This is a genomic window from Staphylococcus sp. Z5-21 (genome assembly GCF_056529615.1).
The window spans coordinates 1269516-1289270 of the sequence record NZ_CP096462.1 but is presented as its reverse complement, the minus strand read 5'-3'; the positions used below and the strand labels follow the sequence as shown (position 1 = coordinate 1289270).

Genomic DNA, 19755 nt, shown 5'->3' with positions numbered 1-19755 from the left:
TCCTCCTTAATTAAACGTGAATCGATCTGTTTTCAACTTTTAAGCCTAGTTCCATTAACACTTCTGAAAGTGATGGATGGGCATGTGTTGTTAATCCAAGTTCTAAAGTTGATCCATTCATAAATTGCAACAATGATACTTCGTTAATTAATTCTGTTACATGAGGCCCAATCATATTTAAGCCAAGTACAGTATCATTATCTTGATCGATTACGATTTCGCAAAAGCCATTTTGATTTGTAACATTTTCAATAACTGCCTTACCAATCGCTTTAAACGGCACTTTAAAAGCTTTTGCATTTAAGTTATTCGCTTTTGCTTGTTCTAGATTTTGTCCAATACTCGCTACTTCAGGTTGTGTGTACACACATTTTGGCATCTTATTATAATCCAATGGTAAAGGTGATTTATCAAACATATGTTCAATTGCTGTAGTACCTTCTTTAGAACCTACATGAGCAAGTTGTAACTTTCCAATGCAATCACCTGCTGCATATATATGTTTGTCCTCTGTTTGTTGGAATTCATTGACGATAATATGATTGCTATTAGACAATTTTATTTTTGTGTTATTTAAACCAATATCTTCAGTATTTGGTTTGCGACCAATTGCCACTAAAGCTTTTTCAAAATGAGTGACTTCTTCATTTAATTTAATATCAATACCTGTTGCTTCAATTGTAATTTGCGATTCAGTAAGTTGTGTATTTTCATAAAACGAAACACCGCGTTGTGTTAATTCTTTCTTTAATGTATTGGCAATTGATTTACTTTCAGTTGGTAAAATACGTTCTCCTGCTTCGATGACCGTTATGTCTACCCCCAAATCAGTCATTAAAGACGCAAATTCTAAACCTATAACACCCCCGCCAATAATGGCTAGTGATTTAGGTAACGCTTCTAATTTTAAGATGTCATCACTAGATAAGACGATTTTATGATCAAACGGCAAAAATGGTAAGTTCATTGGTTGTGATCCAGTAGCGATAAGTACATTGTTATTAGGTATTAATTCTGATTCACCATTTTCAAATTCTACAGATACTGTACCACTTTGAGGTGAAAATATAGAAGGGCCTAATATACGGCCAACGCCATTAAACACATCAATTTTATTATGTTCCATCAAATGTGTTACACCATTAAACATCTGATTGACGATATCATTTTTTCTTGATTGCATCTGAGAAAAGTTAACTTTAAAGTTATCCACATCCACACCATAATCAGTAGCATTGGATATTGTCCTCATAACTTCTGCGGATTTTAATAATGCTTTTGTCGGTATGCATCCTTTATGTAAACAAGTTCCACCTAAAAGCGATTGCTCTACAAGTGCCACTTTTTTTCCTAGCTGTGATGCTCTAATTGCAGATACATAACCTGCAGTGCCTCCACCTAGTATCACTAAATCATATTTTTCTTCTGACATTTTTTTGCTCCTAACTATAAACCTCAGCAATTTCAGCTATTGTTAATACTATTCATGTACCTATTGCCATAGTTGCCTTTGCGCTGTAACCTGGATAAATAGGTTCTATTGTAATCCAAGAAACTAAGATTTTTAATTTTTCTAAACCCTGTTCTTTAAATTTTAATGCCTCATGTAAACCATTCGACTCGTTTCAGCTTAATACGCCTATGTAGCTCCATGTAACGATTTTCACTTTTTGACTCACTCATATATCGAAAATATATTAATTATATGGCTTAGATAATTATTCAGTTGATTAGTAGTATTCAATCAATTGTTTAGTACACACTAATGAAACCACCTTTTTACTTAAAAAGTGATTCATTTCTTTAAGTGTAAAATTGTAATTGTATCATCTGGTTTTTGAACATTCCCGCTACATACATTTAAAAGTCATGTACTAGATAATTAATCATCGTTATCGAATATATTTTCAATTTTTTATGAACCAACTGTAATACAATTTCAAAAAAGTATGTCAATAACAGTGATATCAAGATTAAATCTTTAAATAAACATTACCTTTTAATCAAGCAAACACTTTTGAAATTAATACGTGAAAATGTCGGCATTCTTTTCCCTAAGATATCTTCCTATCGTTATAATCATTAATGCCTCAATGACTATAAGCGCATCGGTAAAAAACATCATTAATGAACATCTAAAACCATAAACAATAATACCACTCAGTTTCGCTACATGTACACCATATTTAAAAATTTTAGGCGAATGATCATCTTGCGTTAAATAGAATGTCAGGACGTCCCCATATCATAAACACAACTGTAATTTAATTTTTAATGTTATACGGAATACCTTGGTTCATTTAAAGTGAAAATATTGATTGATGCTACATGAATTCAAGTTTTAAGTTTTCAAAACTACGGTAATATTAACCAATTTATGATATCCATTTATATTTTACATCAATTAAAGGCATTATAAAATTAATAACCTATCCCGAAAAATATAATATGACACTTCAATAGAAAAATTACGTTAGTTTAACACTTTTAGCGCTAAAAGTAAGGAGTCTAATTTATTTTGCTTTGTATCTGAACGAGATGTTAATACGATTGGAAATTTTGCCCCTAATATTAAACTTGCAACGCGTGCTTCTCCGAAATAAGTGAATGATTTATACAATGCATCACCAACATCAATATGTGAAACGAGTAATGCGTCGGCGTCCCCTGCAACCGACGATTTAATATTTTTCTTAATCACGTTTTGCATACTAATTGCATTTTCAAATACAAAAGGACCATCAACGAATAAAAATTCCGATTGTTTCCGACTGAAAATTTGCTTTAATTTCACAGCATCCAAAGAAGATTGTATTTTTTTAATTGGTTTTTCTACAGACGAAAGCAAGGCAATTTTAAATTTTACATAACCCAGTGACATTGCAAATTTTGATAAATTATTAATTATTTGTTTCTTCTCTTCAACTGTAGGACTAATATTAAAAGCTGAATCGCTCAGCATAAGCGTTTTGTGATAATTAGGGATGTGAAAACATGCTACGTGATTTAAAAAACCATGATAATCAACAAAATTTTTGTTGCCTAATACAAATGTTAATAAAATTGAAGACGCAATATTTCCCTTCATCAATAAAGACGCTTTACCAGTAGCTAAATCATGTGCACACTGTTGAAATAATTTGTTCTCATCCTCAAATGTTAGGATATGAATTCTATTTAATATTTGTACTTCGACGTCAAATGATCGGATAATTTCGGTAGGGTCTTGCGTATCATAGAGATAAACATCAATATCTGTTAGCGATAATGCATCTATAACGACAGATAACATTTTTTCATCGTTGGCAAATAAAATGGCAACATCACCTTTTAACACTTTTTTAGGCTCAATTAAATGTTGATATTGCATGAAAATCAACACCTTTCTTATTTTATAAAAATAATTTTTATAATAAATTAAGAAATTACACTTTGCTTATTCACGTAAACGTTGGTTTTGCTCAATCATTTCTTTCGCATTTTGACGTGTGAGTTCTGTAACGCTTGCGCCAGATATCATCCTTGCTATTTCCGTTACACGTTCATCGCCAGATAATTCTTGTACATGTGTAGTTGTACGGTCATCTGTAGTGTCTTTGCTTATAAATAGATGGTGGTCGCTCATCGTTGCTACTTGTGGTAAATGTGAAATACATATAACTTGAATATAAGTAGCTAAGTCTTTCATTTTTTCTGCCATTTTTTGTGCAGCTTGACCAGAAACGCCAGAATCAACCTCATCAAATAATATTGCTGTTTGACCTCTTGTTTTGACAAAAATGGTTTTAAGCGCCAACATAATTCTAGATAATTCGCCTCCAGATGCGATTTTGTTTAAACTTTTAAGTGGCTCACCTTTATTAGGACTAATTAAAAATTCAACAAATTCAATACCTTCACGATTAGGAACATCTAGTGGTTTGAATGAAATTTCTAAGTTAGCATCTTTCATTTGTAAGTTTTGAATTTCTTCTACAATATGATTTCTTAATGTTTGTGCAACACTACGTCGCTCTTTAGATAATTGTTCACCTAAATTAATTACTTTATCGTATAACGTATCAATTTCTTGTCTTAATTGAGAGGTACTTTCTTCATAATTCTCAATTTTATCAATTTCATTAGCCAGTTTACTTTGATAAGTAATAAGTTCACTAATATCCTTGCCATATTTTCTTTTCAAATCGTTGAGTACATTCATTCTAGACTCTAGTTCATTTAAATATTGTTCATCAAACTCTGTATTCGTTAATTCATCATATAACTGATGTTTAGCGTCTTCTAAGGTGTAATAAAATTGATCCACCTCTTCTTTCAATGAATCATATTTTTCAGGTAATATATGACTAATTGATTGTAATTGATTACTTAATTCATATAATCGATCTGTTATTGCATGTTCATCAGTTAATGTGAGGTGTGCATTATTTAATGCTAAGTTTAGGTTTTCAGAATTTTGTATACGTTTAATATCAGTTTCGAGTTGCTTAACTTCACCTTCAACCAAATTTGCTTCTTGTAATTCTTCATGTTGAAATTTCAACAAATCTAAACGTTGTAATAAAGCCTGGTCCGCAGACTCTAAATCTTCTAGTTCTTTCTTTTTGGCTTTGTACTGGTCAAAAGTAGCCACATACGAATTTAGTAATTTCTTATATTTGTCTTCAGCATAATTATCAAGAAGTTGCAGATGATATTTTTGTTTTAATAGTGTCTGTGTTTCGTGCTGACCGTGAATATCTAGTAATTCTTGCATAATCTTACGTAAATCTTGTAGAGTTACGATTTGATTATTAACTCTGCACATACTCTTGCCAGTACTGAAAATTTCTCTTTTTACTAGAAGAAAATCTTCGTCGATATCAATATCTAGAGCTTCTAATATAGAAATTGCTTCCTTGCTCTCATCAATATCAAAAATACCTTCAATAATAGCTTTTTTTTCACCATGTCGTACATAGTTAGATGAAGCACGCATGCCAATTAATTGACCAATTGCATCAATTATAATTGATTTACCAGCACCTGTTTCACCACTTAGGACAGTTAATCCATCACCAAAATGAACTTCGAGTTCATCAATAATTGCAAATTGTTTTATAGATAGCGTTTGGAGCATCCTTTTAACACTTCCTTATACTTATAATAAATTAAAGATGCGTTTTTTAATCTTCTCGCTTGCAGCATCATCTCGACAAATAATTAAACAAGTATCGTCACCACAAATTGTACCTAATACCTCTTCCCAATCGATTTGGTCTAATATTGCACCAATAGATTGCGCATTACCTGGTAGTGTTTTTAATACTAATAAATTACCGGTTCCATCAATATTTACAAATGAGTCAATTAAATAACGACCCAATTTTTCTAAAGGATGATATTTTCTATCATTTGGTAAACTATAAACATATTGCCCCGCTGGCGTGGGAACTTTTATAAGTTGTAGTTCTTTAATGTCTCTAGAAACGGTCGCTTGGGTAACATTTAATTCATATTCATTTAATCGCTTTACTAATTCATCTTGTGTTTCAATTTTTTCATTTGAAATTATTTCTCTTATTTTTATATGTCTTACCGATTTTTTAGCCATATATAGCACCTCTATAAACGAATATTTATACATTGATTTTACCACAAGCCATAGCATTCGACTACTAAAGACGGTTTATAATTTTACTTACTTAAATGGATATTCCGTTGTAATTATAGTCTTGACAATACTTTTTCAGTGATTCTAAATATGAAGCATTTCAATCATGACTTATATCATATTATGCGTATGCTGAATATTTATTGAATAGTACAAAACTAAATAAAACAAGGAAATAAAAAAACGGAGACCGTTATTTTTCATTGTGATCAATATAATTCGGAGTCAGCGACATTACGATAATCACATTATTGATTATTACTATAAATTAAAAAGCAGCCTCATGAGAAAACTCATAAGACTGCCATGGTAGCTTGTATGAATCGCTTGTTAAAAACAATTCATTATTTAGTTACCAATAATAAGCAATATGACTATCAAATGTCCCCACATTAAAATAATCATAATTACAAATATAGATTAACACCTTATTTAAAAATATTAAATCATAAGGTTTATTTAGTATACTTAATTTACTATATAACCAGTTGACTAATCGTAGGAAAGAGTCCGAAACATCCATTTTTGTCCCAGACTCTTAAATAAACACATTTGATTTTATGATTCACGATTATTAAAAAGTTCTATAATATAAACTAAATTGTCAGTATTATATTGTTTTGGTAATTGATTTAAACATTTGTAAGCTTTGTCAGTATGATGTTTCAATTTGTCTTCAGCCCCTTGTTGGCCTAAAAGTGAAACATAGGTACTTTTATCATTTTCAATATCACTACCGACAGCTTTACCAAGTTTTGCTTCATCACCATAAATATCTAATAAATCATCTTTGATTTGGAACATTAATCCCAAATGTTCACTATATGATTCTAAAGCATTGGAAACTTCATTTTCTGGTTCAGCAATATCGACTGCTGCCATGACTGCAAATTTTAATAGTGCACCTGTTTTTGCATTATGAATTTTCTCTAAAGTGTCTAGATCAATATTTGTTTCTGCACCTTCGCTTTGCATATCAAGCGTTTGGCCACCTACCATACCCAGATGGCCGCTAGCAAAGGATAAACGTTTGATTAATTTAACTTTAGCAACATCATTAAGTGAATCATCGTTTACAATCATATCAAATGCTTTAGTTAGTAACGCATCACCTGCTAGTATCGCTTTCCACTCTCCAAATACTTTATGATTTGTTAATTTACCTCTACGATAATCATCATTATCCATTGGTGGTAAATCATCATGTATTAATGAATATGTGTGTATCATTTCTAGTGCAAGTGCTGATGAAAATCCTTTTTTATACTGATCTGTTAACATTTCTAAAGTTAACAGTAATAATACAGGTCTTATGCGTTTACCACCTGCTTCTAGTGAATAACGCATACTTTCTTCTAGATTAGTATTTAGTTTTGAATTTGGAATTGTTTCAGATAACAATTGATTAACTTCTTCAGTTAAATGTTCCATTTTTTTATTTATCATCACTATCTACCTTCTCAGTATCGTCATTATTGTCAGTATTTTCATCAGACATCAATTCATTTACTTTTTTCTCAGCATCTTTTAATGTTTCATCACAAGTAGCCGATAATTTCATACCACGTTGATATAGGTTTAAAGATTCTTCTAAAGAAACATTTTCATTGTCTAATTTTTGAACGATTGTTTCTAGTTCTTTCATCATTTCTTCAAAACTTTGTGTATTACTATTACTCATCATTACACCTTACTTTCTTTACTTGTGCATCAACAACGCCATCTTTCATTGTTAACACAATATTATCATTTTCAGCCAAGTCTTTCGTACTGGTAATAACTTTATCATCCTTATTTACGATTGTATAACCACGCAACATAGTATTAGTAGGACTTAAATTATTAAGATTTTCTAGTTTTCTAGCAAGATTGTTTTTTTGATTATCAAGTAAATTATGCATGACTTTACTTAATTCAACACGTTTTTGATTATTTGTTAATTGGTCTCTTTTAATACGTTGTTTAAACGTTTTTAAATTGAAATTGTTAAAGAGTAACTGTAATTGTTGTTGCTGATTTTTAATTTTCAAATTCAAAGACAACTTAAGTTGTTTCTCAAGATCATCACGTTTTTGTATTTGTTGATCATAAAGTAGTGAAGGCGTTTGGAATTTATAATAAGATGCAACATGTTCCAAATGTTTTCGTTGTTGCTGCATATATTGTTTGATAAATCGAGTCAATGATAAATTAGCTTGCTGTAAATATTGACGTAATTCATATTGGTCCGGCGTAGCCATTACTGCTGCTTGAGTTGGTGTTGCTGCTCTTACATCTGCCACAAAATCACTTAATGTAAAATCAGTTTCATGTCCTACTGCGGAAATAATCGGTGTTTGACAATTATAGATGGCTTTAACGACATCTTCTTCATTGAAATTCCATAAATCCTCGATAGAGCCTCCGCCACGACCGATAATAATTGTATCAACATTCAAAGCATCAGCTTGATTAATTTTTTCAATAATGTCGCTTTTAGCTTGTTCTCCTTGAACAAGTGTATTGATCTGAACTTGTTCTGCTAATGGATACCTACTATTAATAGTCGTATGAATATCTCGTATTGCAGCGCCAGTTCCGGCTGTTAGCACAGCTATTTTTTGGGGGAATTTAGGTATCACTTTCTTATGACTTTGATCAAAAAAGCCTTCTTTAGTTAATTTCTTTTTTAACTGCTCTAATTTTTGATAAAGATTACCTATTCCATCCATATGCATTTTATTAACGTATATTTGATAATTACCACGACGTTCATAGACAGAAACACGTGCTTCTAATAGCACTTCGTCCCCTTCTTTAGGTTCAAAATCAATTTTTGATGCATTTCCTTTAAACATCATTGCACTGATGACACTGTTTTTATCTTTTACATTAAAATACAGATGTCCACTACTATGCTTTTTAAAATTAGATAATTCGCCTTTAATCAATACGGATTGTAAATGAGGATCTTGATCAAATTTATATTTAATATATTTAGTTAACGAAGTTACACTTAAATATTCTGACATGTTATATCACTCTTCTATTCAATATTGCTCAATACACCGTTTATAAATTTGTAATGATCATCATCACTGAATTGTTTTGCTAATTCAACAGCTTCATTGATAATTACTTTTTGTGGTGTTGAACTATGTAACATTTCAAATGTAGACATTCTTAAGATAATTCGATCAGATTTTAACAATCGTGCTAAAGTCCAGTCCTTTAAATGAGGTTGGATTTTTTCATCTAGCACAACTTCGTGATCTTTAACGCCAGTTACTAACCAACTGATGAATTCGAATTCTAAATCTGGATTATCATCTTTAATAAAACTGATTGCTTCTTCAATTGTTAAATCGCTATTTTTCATTTCAAGTTGAAATAGAGTTTGAAAGGCTTGCGTTCTGGATTCTTTTCGACTCATTATAAACTCCTTCAAGCATAGTATTATAGTAAACCATTAACGAAAAGAGATGCTTAAAATAGAAGCAATCGCTTTTCGCAAAATGAATTTAAAGTAAATTTGCTTTTATAATTTTAATTTATTGGTTCTATATGTGTAATATGAATATTGATTTGACTAGGTTCAATTGTTGTCATCGTCGTTAACGAATTATAAATAGCTTGTTGAATTTTTTTAGCAGTTTCCGATATATTGATACCATACGCTAATGAACAATATACATCGATATAGATGCCTTCATCATTTGTATCTACTTTAACACCGCGACTAAGCTGTTTTTTGCTAATGTTTTCAATGCTGCCTTTTTTTAATTCTTTAAAATGCCCTTGTATACCTTTTACTTCTGAAGTGGCAATACTAGCTATGACTGTTAATACCTCGGGTGCTATTTCTATTTTACCTAATTGGGAATGTGAGGTTTCTGAAACTTTGACCATGTCAATTACCTCCTATTTAGATTGATCATCCATAATATTATGTGTTTCTAAAAACTTCGTATTAAATACGCCGCTTCTAAAAATATCATTATTTAGTAAACGAATATGGAATGGGATTGTTGTATCAATGCCAAGAACAAGATACTCACCTAGTGCGCGTAAACCTGTCATAATTGCTTCTTCTCGTGTTGGTTCATGAACAATGAGTTTCGCTACCATAGAATCATAATAAGGTGGAATCGTATAATTAGTATAACAAGCTGATTCAATTCTCACACCAAAACCGCCTGGAGCTAAATATTGAGTGATTTGACCTGGAGAAGGCATGAAATTTTTATATGGATTTTCAGCATTGATTCTGAATTCCATTGCATGTCCCTCGATTTTAATATCTTTTTGTTTGAAAGGAAGTTTTTCACCCATTGCAACCTTCAATTGTAGTTTAACTAAGTCTACACCCGTAACCATCTCTGTAACTGGATGTTCAACTTGAATTCGCGTGTTCATTTCCATAAAATAAAAGTCATTCGTATCTAAGTCATAAATGAATTCTATCGTCCCAGCATTTTCATAATTTACGGCTTTTGCTGCTCTGACTGCTGCATTTCCCATTTCTTGGCGTTTTTCTTCGGTAAGTATCGGTGAAGGAGCTTCCTCAACTAATTTTTGCATTCTTCGTTGAATTGTACAGTCACGCTCACCTAAATGTACAACATTACCAAAGCTATCACCCATAATTTGTATTTCAATATGACGGAAATTTTCAATGAATTTTTCTAGATATAAGCCATTATTGCCAAATGCAGTTTCTGCTTCTTGTTGTGTCATTTTAAAACCAGTTTCAAGTTCTTTTTCGTCACGTGCCACTCTAATCCCTTTACCACCGCCACCAGCAGTTGCTTTAATGATTACTGGATAGCCAATTTCAGTAGCGATTTTTTTAGCTTCATTGATATCTTGAACTAACCCCTCGCTACCAGGAACTACAGGTACTTCTGCACGTTTCATTTCTTCTTTAGCTACATCTTTAATCCCCATTTTTTGAATTGATTCATAGCTAGGTCCAATAAATTTTAACTGGCATGCTTCACATAATTCTGCGAAATCTCCATTTTCTGCTAAAAACCCGTACCCTGGATGAACACCGTCGCATCCAGTAGAAGTTGCTATTGATAAAATGTTTGGGATGTTTAAGTAAGAATCTTTAGATTGAGTTGGGCCAACGCAATATGCTTCATCAGCAATTTGAGTATGTAGTGCGTCTTTATCTCCTTCAGAGTATATTGCCACTGTTTGCAATCCAAGTTCATGACATGCACGAATGATTCTTACTGCAATTTCTCCTCTATTTGCTATTAAAATTTTATTCATTATTTCACCTTAAATAACGGTTGGCCATACTCTACCATTTGACCGTCTTCTACTAAAATTTCTGCAATTTCCCCAGTTACTTCGGCTTGAATTTCATTAAACAATTTCATCGCTTCTAATATACAGACAGTTGATTCGTTTGTAACAGAATCACCAACTTGTACGTAAGCACTTTCTTCTGGTGATGGCGATTTATAAAATGTACCTACCATTGGCGCATTAATAGTTTGTAGGTTATCGTCAGTTGTACTTGCATCGCTAGTAGTTTCTTCTGTACTACCTGTAGCTACTGGATTTGATGCTACACCTTGTTGCGGCGCTAATTGTTGCATCGGTTGTTGTGAAATTTGTGGTGTAATGATTTCAGTTTCTTTTTCTTTTTTTAAATTAACAACATTGCCCTTGTCTTCTATATTAATTTCAGTCAAACTTGATTGATCAAGAATTTCAATTAATTCTTTAATTTCTTTAAAATTCATAAATACTGACTCCTTCAGATTGTTTTCATTTACCTAGTTTATTTTACTTTAGAGATATGCTCAATTCAAGCATATACATACTCTCTATATTAAACTGATTCACTTTTGTAGTGTTCCATATAACTATACCTTATTTCAAAAGTAAACTATTAGTGCAATTTTAAATAATATTATTTGATTCTATCTATTTTAACACAATAAAAACCTTTCCAAAGTATAGCGCATTGGAAAGGTTTTTTTAAATGTAATTTCGATAAGTAAATACAAAATTAAACTATTATGCTCTTGAGATGTAACTACCGTCACCAGTATTAATCACAAGTACATCGCCTTCATTTACAAATAAAGGTACATTTAACGTATACCCTGTTTCTACTGTTGCTGATTTAGTTGCACCATTTGCAGTATCACCTTTGATACCAGGTTCTGTTTCAGTTACAGTAAGTTCAACTGTTTTAGGTAATTCAACACCTAATGTTTCATTTTCATAAGACTGAATTTGAACTTCCATGTTAGCTTTTAAGAAGTTAAGTTCATATTCTAAATAGTCAGCTGGTAATTCTGTTTGTTCAAACGTTTGATTATCCATGAAAACATGTGTATCACCATCTGCATATAAATACTGCATACGACGGTTTTCAATTAAAGCAGTTTCTACTTTCTCTCCGCCTCTAAATGTTTTCTCCTGGATTGCACCCGTTCTTAGATTACGTAACTTAGAACGTACAAAAGCAGAACCTTTGCCTGGTTTTACGTGTTGGAAATCTAATACTTTCCAAATACCATTATCTACTGATATTGTTAAGCCTGTTTTAAAATCATTAACCGAAATCATTCAGTTTCCTCCTCGATTATAAGGTCTTCTATAAAATAATAAGGTTTTTAGTGCATTTAGTAAAGCGTTCACAGCCATTTTCTTTAATTAAAATGTCATCTTCTATACGAACGCCACCTAGACCATCTATATAAATGCCAGGTTCAATTGTAACACAATTATTGACGTCTAATTCAGTTTCAGATTTTCTAGAAAGATTGGGACCTTCGTGAACATCTAACCCTATACCGTGACCTAACGAATGTCCAAAGGCATCTCCATACCCTTTTTCCGTAATGTAATCTCTTGCTACTGCATCTAGAGCTTTACCTGTAATGCCTTTTTTAGCTGCTTCTATTCCTTTTAAGTTCGCTTCTAAAACAATATTGTAGATTTCTTTAAGTTGTGGGTCTGGCTCACCGATTGCAAATGTTCGTGTAATGTCCGAACTATAGCCCTTGTAATAAGCACCAAAATCTAAGGTGATCATTTCACCATGATTAATTACTTTATCGCTAGCTACACCATGTGGTAAAGCTCCTCTTACGCCTGAAGCAACTATGGTATCAAACGATGTCCCTTCTGCGCCTAATTCTAACATTTTACTTTCTAACTTTGCTTTTAGTTGCTGTTCCGTCATACCAGCTTTTGCAACAGTTAATATATACTCAAATGTTTCATCAACAATGTCTGAAGCTTTTTGTATTAGCTGAATTTCTGCTTCATCTTTTACTTCACGAATTTTTTCAATTACACCACTAATACTAATTAAACTAATGTAGGCTTTACTCAATTGTAAGTAAGTATCATAACTAACTAGATTACCTTCAAATCCGACATTTTGCACACTTAAGTTTTCAAGTTGTTGCTTTATTTCATCAATTAAGAAACCTTGTTGTTTGATGATTTTAAAATCTGGTGCTTGCGCAGTGGCTTGCTCTATGTATCTAAAGTCAGTAATTAATAAATTTTGTTCTTTCGTTATTATTAATGCACCACTTGTACCTGTGAAACCGGATAAATATCTTCTGTTAAAATCTGATAATATGACTGCTGCTTCTAAATGTTTTGTTTCTAATGCAGAATTTAATTTTTCAATTCTAGTCATCTTTCTTCCTCCTATTCAATAAATTTGTACATTTTCCATTTATACATTAAAATGATAGCATAATTATTATATAAATTTATAGTTTTTGAATTAGGAGCGTATTATGAAGAAAAAAATTGTAGCTATTTTAGGTGCTTCATGTTTGTTAGTTGGTTGTGGTAGTCAAAATTTAGGGCCACTAGAAGAAAAGACCACGCAACTTCGCGATGAAAATCATAAGTTGAAAAGTAACATTCAGGATTTAAAACAACAAATTAGTAAAGAAAAAAGTAACATCACAGCTTTGGAAAAAGATAAAAAAAACATAGCTACAGCTAAAAATAACAATAAGAAAGTTACAAACTTAAAAGCATCTTCTACATATTATCAAGACATTGCTAAATCTATTAAACAGTACGATGAAATTGAAAGTGATGTCACGAAAAATAAAGGTGATAAAAAAATTCAAGAAAAACTTACCGATATCACTAATAAAATTGATACAGCCTTTACTACGTACAAAAACGATATAAATAAAGAAAAAATGAGTAGTGATGACAAGGAAAAAAATAAAGACATTACTAAACTTAATAAAAAATTAAGTGATGCAATGAGTGATATTAGAGAAGGTTACAATGGCAAAGATAAGAAAAAAATTCAAAAGGGACAAAATGCTTTATCAACTATAAGTATCAATAATAGTCAAAGTTAGAATCACATAGGAGTGTTTTAAGTGAAACAAGCGATATTTTATATTGTCATCGCTGTGGCAGTAGTTGGATTAATTCTTAATTTAGATGCATTTATTTTTAGTTTTGTAAGAATGGCAATTAGCTTAGCGATATTTGCTGGAATTATTTACGCAATTTATTATTTCTTCTTTTTGACAGAAGACCAACGTAAATATAAGCGTGCGCAACGTAAATATAAAAGACAAAATAGAAAGAAAAAATAAGTGCTATTTTAAAAGCGCAACGACATTGAATGTCGTTGCGCTTTTTAATACTTTTTCATTTATTTTCTATAATTCCATTCATCCGATTTATACTTTTCAATTAAGGTATTTATTTCTTCTTTTTGGTTTTGATTAAGCTCTAGTGGTTTGAAATTGATGTCTAAGCCTTTTTTAAATCCAATTTCAAAAGCTTCTTCCATCTCTTCTAGTGTAATATATCGATCTGAAATATCATTAATGGCGACTGCTTTGTCTACAAAGGCTTGTTTCATTTTATCTTTTAAACGCTCATTTTTGAATATAAACATGTCAAATAGATCGTCAATGTCCACATCTTGCAATAACGAACCGTGTTGTAAAATAACGCCTTTTTGTCTAACTTGGGCGCTACCTGCTATTTTTCTACCTTCTACTACTAATTCATACCAGCTCGGAGCATCGAAACATACAGCACTTCTTGGTTGTTTGAGTTTAGCTCTTTCTTCTTTCGAGCGAGGAATGGCAAATGAAGCATCAAAACCTAAATGCTTAAACCCTTCTAACAATCCCTCAGAAATTACTCTATAAGCCTCTGTAACCGTCGAGGGCATGTCTGGATGTGATTCTGGAACAATGACACTATAAGTTAATTCTTTGTCATGTAGCACACCTCTACCGCCTGTTTGACGTCTGACAAGTCCATATCCTTTTTCTTCAACTTTATCGATATCAATTTCTTTTGTAAGCCTTTGAAAGTAACCAATAGATAATGTTGCAGGATCCCAAGTATAAAATCTAATGACAGGATCTATTTCCCCTCTGGAAACAAAATTCAGTAAGGCTTCATCCATCGCCATATTAAAATAAGGATCTTTACTCCCAGTATTGATAAAATTCCATGTTTCTGTCACATTCAAAACTCCAATCGCTAAATTAAATTGTGATAACATATATTTTGTGTTATCGTTTTCAATAATTGTATAAGTTTGTCAGTCTTTCTTATTAATCAAAAGCAAAAATATTTTGATAAATTGGGCTAACAGTCTTATAATATATAATATCGGTTAATTAGGGAGGATGCAAGATGAGTAATTTTTGGTTTATAGCGTTAGCAGTTTTAATAATTATTATCGCTTACATGCTAATCAATTATCTTCTTAATAAAAGAGCAGTCACAGAATTAAACCAAAATGAATTCCATAATGGTTTGCGTAAAGCTCAAGTTATTGATGTAAGAGAAAAAGTAGATTATGATTACGGCCACATCAATGGTGCGCGTAACATACCAATTACTATGTTTAAACAAAGATATCAAGGTTTGAGAACAGATCAACCTATTTATCTGTGCGATGCTAATGGCATTGCCAGTTATCGTGCCGCTAGAACTTTAAAGAAAAATGGGTATAAAGATGTTTATATGCTTAAAGGCGGATACAAAAAATGGACTGGTAAAATCAAATCTAAAAAGTAGTTTAAATATTTCACTTAATAATAAGCGAGTAACTATATTTCATATATAGTTACTCGTTTTTTATTAAAATAGACAAAAATAAATCCGGATAATTAATTATCCGGATTTATTTAATATAATACTTATTCTTTTTCAGAACGAAGATTTTCAAATTTTAAAACAGGTTGTCTAGCTGCTTTAGTTTCATCTAATCTATCAATGATTGTTGTATGTGGTGCTTCTAAGACTTTATCTGGATCTTCTTTTGCTTCATTTGCAATTTCAATCATTTTATCACAGAAATAATCAAGGGTTTCTTTAGATTCTGTTTCAGTTGGTTCAATCATCATACCTTCCTCAACATTAAGTGGGAAGTAAATTGTTGGTGGATGAACACCGAAATCAAGTAATCGTTTAGCCATATCTAACGTTCTGACACCGTGTTCTTTTTGTTTTGAACCACTTAATACAAATTCATGTTTACAAAATTGTGGATAAGGGATTTCGAAATGATCCTTCAATCGAGCTTTAATATAATTTGCATTTAATACAGCTGCCTCAGAAACTTCTTCAAGTCCTTTATTCCCCATCGTACGAATATAAGTATAAGCTCTTAGATAGATACCAAAATTACCGTAAAAAGGTTTTACGCGTCCTATAGAATTTTCGATATCATTATCATATTTATATACATCGTCTTCTTTGACTACCATTGGTTTTGGTAAGAAACTAGCTAATTCTTTTTTCACACCGACTGGTCCAGAACCTGGTCCACCGCCACCATGAGGCCCAGTAAATGTTTTGTGCAAGTTAAGATGTACCGCATCAAACCCCATGTCTCCTGGTCTTACTTTGTCCATAATGGCATTTAAATTCGCACCATCATAATATAATAATCCGCCAGCTTCATGAACAATATTTCTTATATCCATAATATTTTTTTCAAATATACCTAATGTATTAGGATTTGTAAGCATAATTGCTGCAGTGTTTTCATTTACAACTCTTTTTAAGTCGTCAATATCAACTTCACCGCGTTCGTTCGATTTAACTGTAACCGCTTTGAAACCAGCAAATGCTGCAGAAGCTGGGTTAGTACCATGTGCGGAGTCAGGTACAATAACTTCATCACGATGTCCTTCACCATTTTTTTGATGGAATGCCTTGAATATCATCAATGCAGTCCATTCACCATGCGCACCGGCAGCTGGTTGCAACGTTACTTCATCCATACCGGTTATTTCTTTAAGTTCTTCCTGTAAACTATGAATTATTTCTAAAGAACCTTGAACTTGTGATTCATCTTGCAGTGGATGTGACTCGGCGAATCCTGGTATTCTTGCTATTTTTTCATTGATTTTTGGATTGTATTTCATTGTACATGAACCTAAAGGATAAAATCCTGAATCAACACCGAAGTTTTTATTTGAAAGCTCAGTATAATGACGTACTAAATCTAATTCAGCGACTTCAGGTAGTTCTGCTTTATTTTTTCTTATAAATTTGTCGTCTAATAATTTTTCTACTGCACCGTTATCTATTTCTTTTTTGGGTAACGAATATGCATAACGACCTTTTTTAGAACGTTCAAATATTAATGGACTAGATTTACTTACTACCATTTAATTCACCTGCTTTCTTAACAAATGTATCTATCTCATCTTTAGTTCTTAATTCTGTCACTGCTACTAACATTTGATTTTCATAATCCTTTGAGACTTCACTTAAATCAAAACCGCCAATAATATCTTGTTGTAGTAATGCATCATTAATATCTTTTACAGGTTTATTAAACTTCACGACAAATTCATTAAATGATGTGCCATTTGAAACTTCTAAACCAGCTTCTTTAAATTGTGCTTTTGCATAATTAGCATTTTCAAAGTTTTGTACTGAAATGTCATAAATACCTTGTTTACCTAATGCAGACATGCAAATTGAAGAAGCTAATGCATTTAACGCTTGGTTTGAACAAATGTTTGAAGTGGCTTTATCTCGACGAATATGTTGTTCACGTGCCTGTAGCGTTAAAACGAAACCACGATTTCCATCTCCATCTTCAGTCTGTCCAACCAAACGTCCCGGTATTTTTCTCATTAATTTTTTCGTTGTTGCAAAGAAACCACAATGCGGACCACCAAATTGCGCTGGTATACCAAATGGTTGTGTGTCTCCTACAACAATATCCGCTCCAAAACTACCTGGCGGTGTCAATAAACCTAAAGCAAGTGGATTGGCATAAACAATAAACAGTGCCTTTTTGTCTTCAATAAATGAATGTATTTTTTCTAAATCCTCAATAGATCCATAAAAGTTTGGATACTGCACAGCAACTGCCGCTGTATCATCGTCAATTGCATTTTCTAATTTTTCTAAATCTGTAATTGTACCATCAAGGTCTACTTCTACAACTTCAAATTCTTCTCGAGTTTTAACGTAAGTTTTTAATACTTGCAAAGCTTGATAATGTAGTCCTTTTGAAACAACTATTTTATTTTTACGCGTTTGATTAAATGCTAAAATACATGCTTCTGCGAAACTTGTAATACCATCATACATAGATGAGTTTGCAATATCCATATCTGTTAATTCGCAAATTAATGTTTGGAATTCAAAGATAGCTTGTAATTCACCTTGCGAAATTTCTGGTTGGTATGGAGTATAAGCAGTATAAAATTCAGAACGAGAAATCATTGCATCTACAACTGCTGGTGCGTAATGATCATAAACACCTGCGCCTAAAAATGAACTATGCGTTTCTTTAGTTACATTTTTGCTTGCAATTCTGCTTAAGCGTTTTGTCAATGTCGTTTCAGCTTCACCATCTGGTATGGCCAACTCTCTATTTAATAAAATATCTTTTGGAACATCTCCAAATAATTCACTTATAGAGCTTGCTCCGATTGTATCCAACATTTCTTTTTTATCTTGTTCAGTTAATGGAATATAACGATGACTCACAGTAACACCCCTTTGATTTATTTACTAATCTGATTTTTTTTAACAATTTTAGCTTTAACTTGTCTTTTTCTAACCTGTACAACAACTTCTTTTCCCATTTCAAAAGCATCTCGATTGATTAGGGCTAGTCCAATTGATTTACCAGTTAAAGGTGATTGCGTACCTGAAGTAATTTCTCCAATTTGATTACCGTCTAAATCATATACTTCATACCCTGTTCTTGGAATACCTTTGTCGATCATTTCTAATCCTACTGTTCTTCGTTTAGAACCATTCTCTTTTTGATCTTTTAGTACTGATTTACCAATAAAATCGGCTTCTATTAATGGTTTTGCAGCAAATGCTATACCCGCTTCATATGGTGTGATTTTTTCGCTTAAATCTTGACCGTGTAATGGCAGTCCAGCTTCTAATCTTAATGTGTCTCTAGCACCTAAACCGCATGGTGTCACATCATTTTTTAGAATTTCATCCCACAAATATGGTGCATCGTCTGCATTACAGTATATTTCAAATCCATCTTCACCTGTATATCCAGACTGTGACAGTATTACATTTTTACCAAAGAATTCAACGTTTTGTTCAAATTCAAATGGTTTCATTTCAGATACATCAATATTTACATGTTGTTGGACTAAATCACGTGCTTTTGGTCCTTGTATAGCTAGTTGGCCATATTCAGTTGATACATTAATAACTTCAGCATCAAATACTTTAGCTTTTTCGCACATCCACTCAAAATCTTTTTCAGTATTTCCAGCGTTAACAACTAAAAGATAAACATTTTCTTCTAATTTATAAGTAATTAAATCATCAATGATGCCACCTTGTTCATTACATAAAGCTGTATACTGCGCTTTATGCGTTGTTACATTGTCTGTATCATTTGAAAGCAAATATTGTACTAAATTAGAAGCATCTGAACCTTTTATGATAATTTCTCCCATATGACTTACGTCAAATAAACCTATTTCAGTTCTAACTGCATTATGTTCTTCTTTAATACTAGAAAATTGGACTGGCATTGCCCATCCACCAAATTCTACTATTTTAGCCCCACTATCTACAAAAGTTTGATATAGTGGTGTTTTTTTAAGTTCATTGGACATGAAGAAACC

20 protein-coding genes and 1 pseudogene are annotated in these 19755 nt (G+C 32.0%); 4 read left to right on the top strand and 17 right to left on the bottom strand.

What is annotated here, in order from left to right:
* Positions 1-10 precede the first annotated feature (10 nt).
* The 4 genes from lpdA to ahrC all read right to left on the bottom strand — a co-directional run bounded on the left by lpdA (position 11) and on the right by ahrC (position 5593).
* On the bottom strand, positions 11-1432 hold the full coding sequence (gene lpdA, locus M1D64_RS06410) for a dihydrolipoyl dehydrogenase (RefSeq protein WP_002483212.1): 1422 nt from the start codon (positions 1430-1432) through the stop codon (positions 11-13).
* A gap of 1041 nt (positions 1433-2473) precedes the next feature.
* Positions 2474-3370 carry a phosphate acyltransferase gene (locus tag M1D64_RS06405; RefSeq protein WP_115340595.1) on the bottom strand — a complete coding sequence of 299 codons (897 nt, stop codon included), beginning with the start codon at positions 3368-3370 and terminating at the stop codon, positions 2474-2476.
* 66 nt (positions 3371-3436) lie between these two features.
* Complete coding sequence (gene recN / locus M1D64_RS06400) at positions 3437-5119, bottom strand: DNA repair protein RecN (RefSeq protein ID WP_069822005.1); 1683 nt, start codon at positions 5117-5119, stop codon at positions 3437-3439.
* Between the two features lie 21 nt (positions 5120-5140).
* The gene (ahrC, locus tag M1D64_RS06395) at positions 5141-5593 is read right to left on the bottom strand and encodes a transcriptional regulator AhrC/ArgR (protein ID WP_037538396.1); all 453 of its coding nucleotides are present in this window, start codon (positions 5591-5593) and stop codon (positions 5141-5143) included.
* Positions 5594-5818: 225 nt separating this feature from the next.
* Between ahrC and M1D64_RS06390 the strand changes: the two are divergent.
* A pseudogene (locus M1D64_RS06390) lies at positions 5819-6049 on the top strand (IS110 family transposase); the annotation flags it as partial.
* Positions 6050-6211: 162 nt separating this feature from the next.
* Here the strand turns inward: M1D64_RS06390 and M1D64_RS06385 are convergent.
* The 9 genes from M1D64_RS06385 to M1D64_RS06345 form a co-directional block, all read right to left on the bottom strand.
* A complete protein-coding gene (locus tag M1D64_RS06385; protein WP_041080640.1) occupies positions 6212-7099 on the bottom strand; it encodes a polyprenyl synthetase family protein in 888 nt (295 codons plus the stop codon).
* A complete protein-coding gene (locus M1D64_RS06380) occupies positions 7089-7334 on the bottom strand; it encodes an exodeoxyribonuclease VII small subunit (protein ID WP_041080639.1) in 246 nt (81 codons plus the stop codon). Before M1D64_RS06380 ends, M1D64_RS06385 begins: the two co-directional genes overlap by 11 nt.
* The gene (gene xseA, locus M1D64_RS06375; RefSeq protein ID WP_069822006.1) at positions 7327-8664 is read right to left on the bottom strand and encodes an exodeoxyribonuclease VII large subunit; all 1338 of its coding nucleotides are present in this window, start codon (positions 8662-8664) and stop codon (positions 7327-7329) included. The genes M1D64_RS06380 and xseA overlap by 8 nt, the downstream gene beginning before the upstream one ends.
* A gap of 14 nt (positions 8665-8678) precedes the next feature.
* Positions 8679-9065 (bottom strand): transcription antitermination factor NusB, encoded by a 387-nt coding sequence (nusB, locus tag M1D64_RS06370; protein WP_011303036.1) that lies wholly within the window; start codon positions 9063-9065, stop codon positions 8679-8681.
* Positions 9066-9178: 113 nt separating this feature from the next.
* Positions 9179-9541 (bottom strand): Asp23/Gls24 family envelope stress response protein, encoded by a 363-nt coding sequence (locus tag M1D64_RS06365; protein WP_002483204.1) that lies wholly within the window; start codon positions 9539-9541, stop codon positions 9179-9181.
* Between the two features lie 12 nt (positions 9542-9553).
* On the bottom strand, positions 9554-10912 hold the full coding sequence (accC, locus tag M1D64_RS06360) for an acetyl-CoA carboxylase biotin carboxylase subunit (protein ID WP_002483203.1): 1359 nt from the start codon (positions 10910-10912) through the stop codon (positions 9554-9556).
* On the bottom strand, positions 10912-11391 hold the full coding sequence (gene accB, locus M1D64_RS06355) for an acetyl-CoA carboxylase biotin carboxyl carrier protein (protein ID WP_002483202.1): 480 nt from the start codon (positions 11389-11391) through the stop codon (positions 10912-10914). Before accB ends, accC begins: the two co-directional genes overlap by 1 nt.
* Before the next feature lie 277 nt (positions 11392-11668).
* Positions 11669-12226 (bottom strand): elongation factor P, encoded by a 558-nt coding sequence (gene efp, locus M1D64_RS06350; RefSeq protein ID WP_002483201.1) that lies wholly within the window; start codon positions 12224-12226, stop codon positions 11669-11671.
* Between the two features lie 28 nt (positions 12227-12254).
* Complete coding sequence (locus M1D64_RS06345; RefSeq protein WP_069822008.1) at positions 12255-13313, bottom strand: M24 family metallopeptidase; 1059 nt, start codon at positions 13311-13313, stop codon at positions 12255-12257.
* 103 nt (positions 13314-13416) lie between these two features.
* Between M1D64_RS06345 and M1D64_RS06340 the strand changes: the two genes are divergently transcribed.
* Together M1D64_RS06340 and M1D64_RS06335 are read left to right on the top strand one after the other, a co-directional pair.
* Positions 13417-14004, top strand: coding sequence for a hypothetical protein (locus M1D64_RS06340; protein WP_002483199.1), 588 nt, complete (start codon positions 13417-13419; stop codon positions 14002-14004).
* A 21-nt stretch (positions 14005-14025) separates the two neighbouring features.
* Entirely contained in the window at positions 14026-14247 is a 222-nt protein-coding gene (locus tag M1D64_RS06335; protein ID WP_002483198.1) for an SA1362 family protein, read from the top strand.
* 59 nt (positions 14248-14306) lie between these two features.
* Here the strand turns inward: M1D64_RS06335 and M1D64_RS06330 are convergent, their stop codons facing one another.
* Positions 14307-15137, bottom strand: coding sequence for a lipoate--protein ligase family protein (locus M1D64_RS06330; protein ID WP_011303031.1), 831 nt, complete (start codon positions 15135-15137; stop codon positions 14307-14309).
* Between the two features lie 173 nt (positions 15138-15310).
* On the opposite strand from M1D64_RS06330, the gene M1D64_RS06325 reads away from it, so the two are divergent.
* Positions 15311-15697 carry a rhodanese-like domain-containing protein gene (locus M1D64_RS06325; protein ID WP_011303030.1) on the top strand — a complete coding sequence of 129 codons (387 nt, stop codon included), beginning with the start codon at positions 15311-15313 and terminating at the stop codon, positions 15695-15697.
* Between the two features lie 122 nt (positions 15698-15819).
* On the opposite strand, the gene gcvPB is transcribed toward M1D64_RS06325, so the two are convergent.
* Genes gcvPB through gcvT form a run of 3 tightly spaced genes read right to left on the bottom strand, consistent with a single transcriptional unit; the run spans position 15820 to position 19746 of the window.
* Positions 15820-17298 (bottom strand): aminomethyl-transferring glycine dehydrogenase subunit GcvPB, encoded by a 1479-nt coding sequence (gcvPB, locus tag M1D64_RS06320; protein ID WP_041080631.1) that lies wholly within the window; start codon positions 17296-17298, stop codon positions 15820-15822.
* Positions 17285-18637, bottom strand: coding sequence for an aminomethyl-transferring glycine dehydrogenase subunit GcvPA (gcvPA, locus tag M1D64_RS06315; protein ID WP_011303028.1), 1353 nt, complete (start codon positions 18635-18637; stop codon positions 17285-17287). Before gcvPA ends, gcvPB begins: the two co-directional genes overlap by 14 nt.
* 17 nt (positions 18638-18654) lie before the next feature.
* Entirely contained in the window at positions 18655-19746 is a 1092-nt protein-coding gene (gcvT, locus tag M1D64_RS06310; RefSeq protein WP_041080630.1) for a glycine cleavage system aminomethyltransferase GcvT, read from the bottom strand.
* Positions 19747-19755 lie beyond the last annotated feature (9 nt).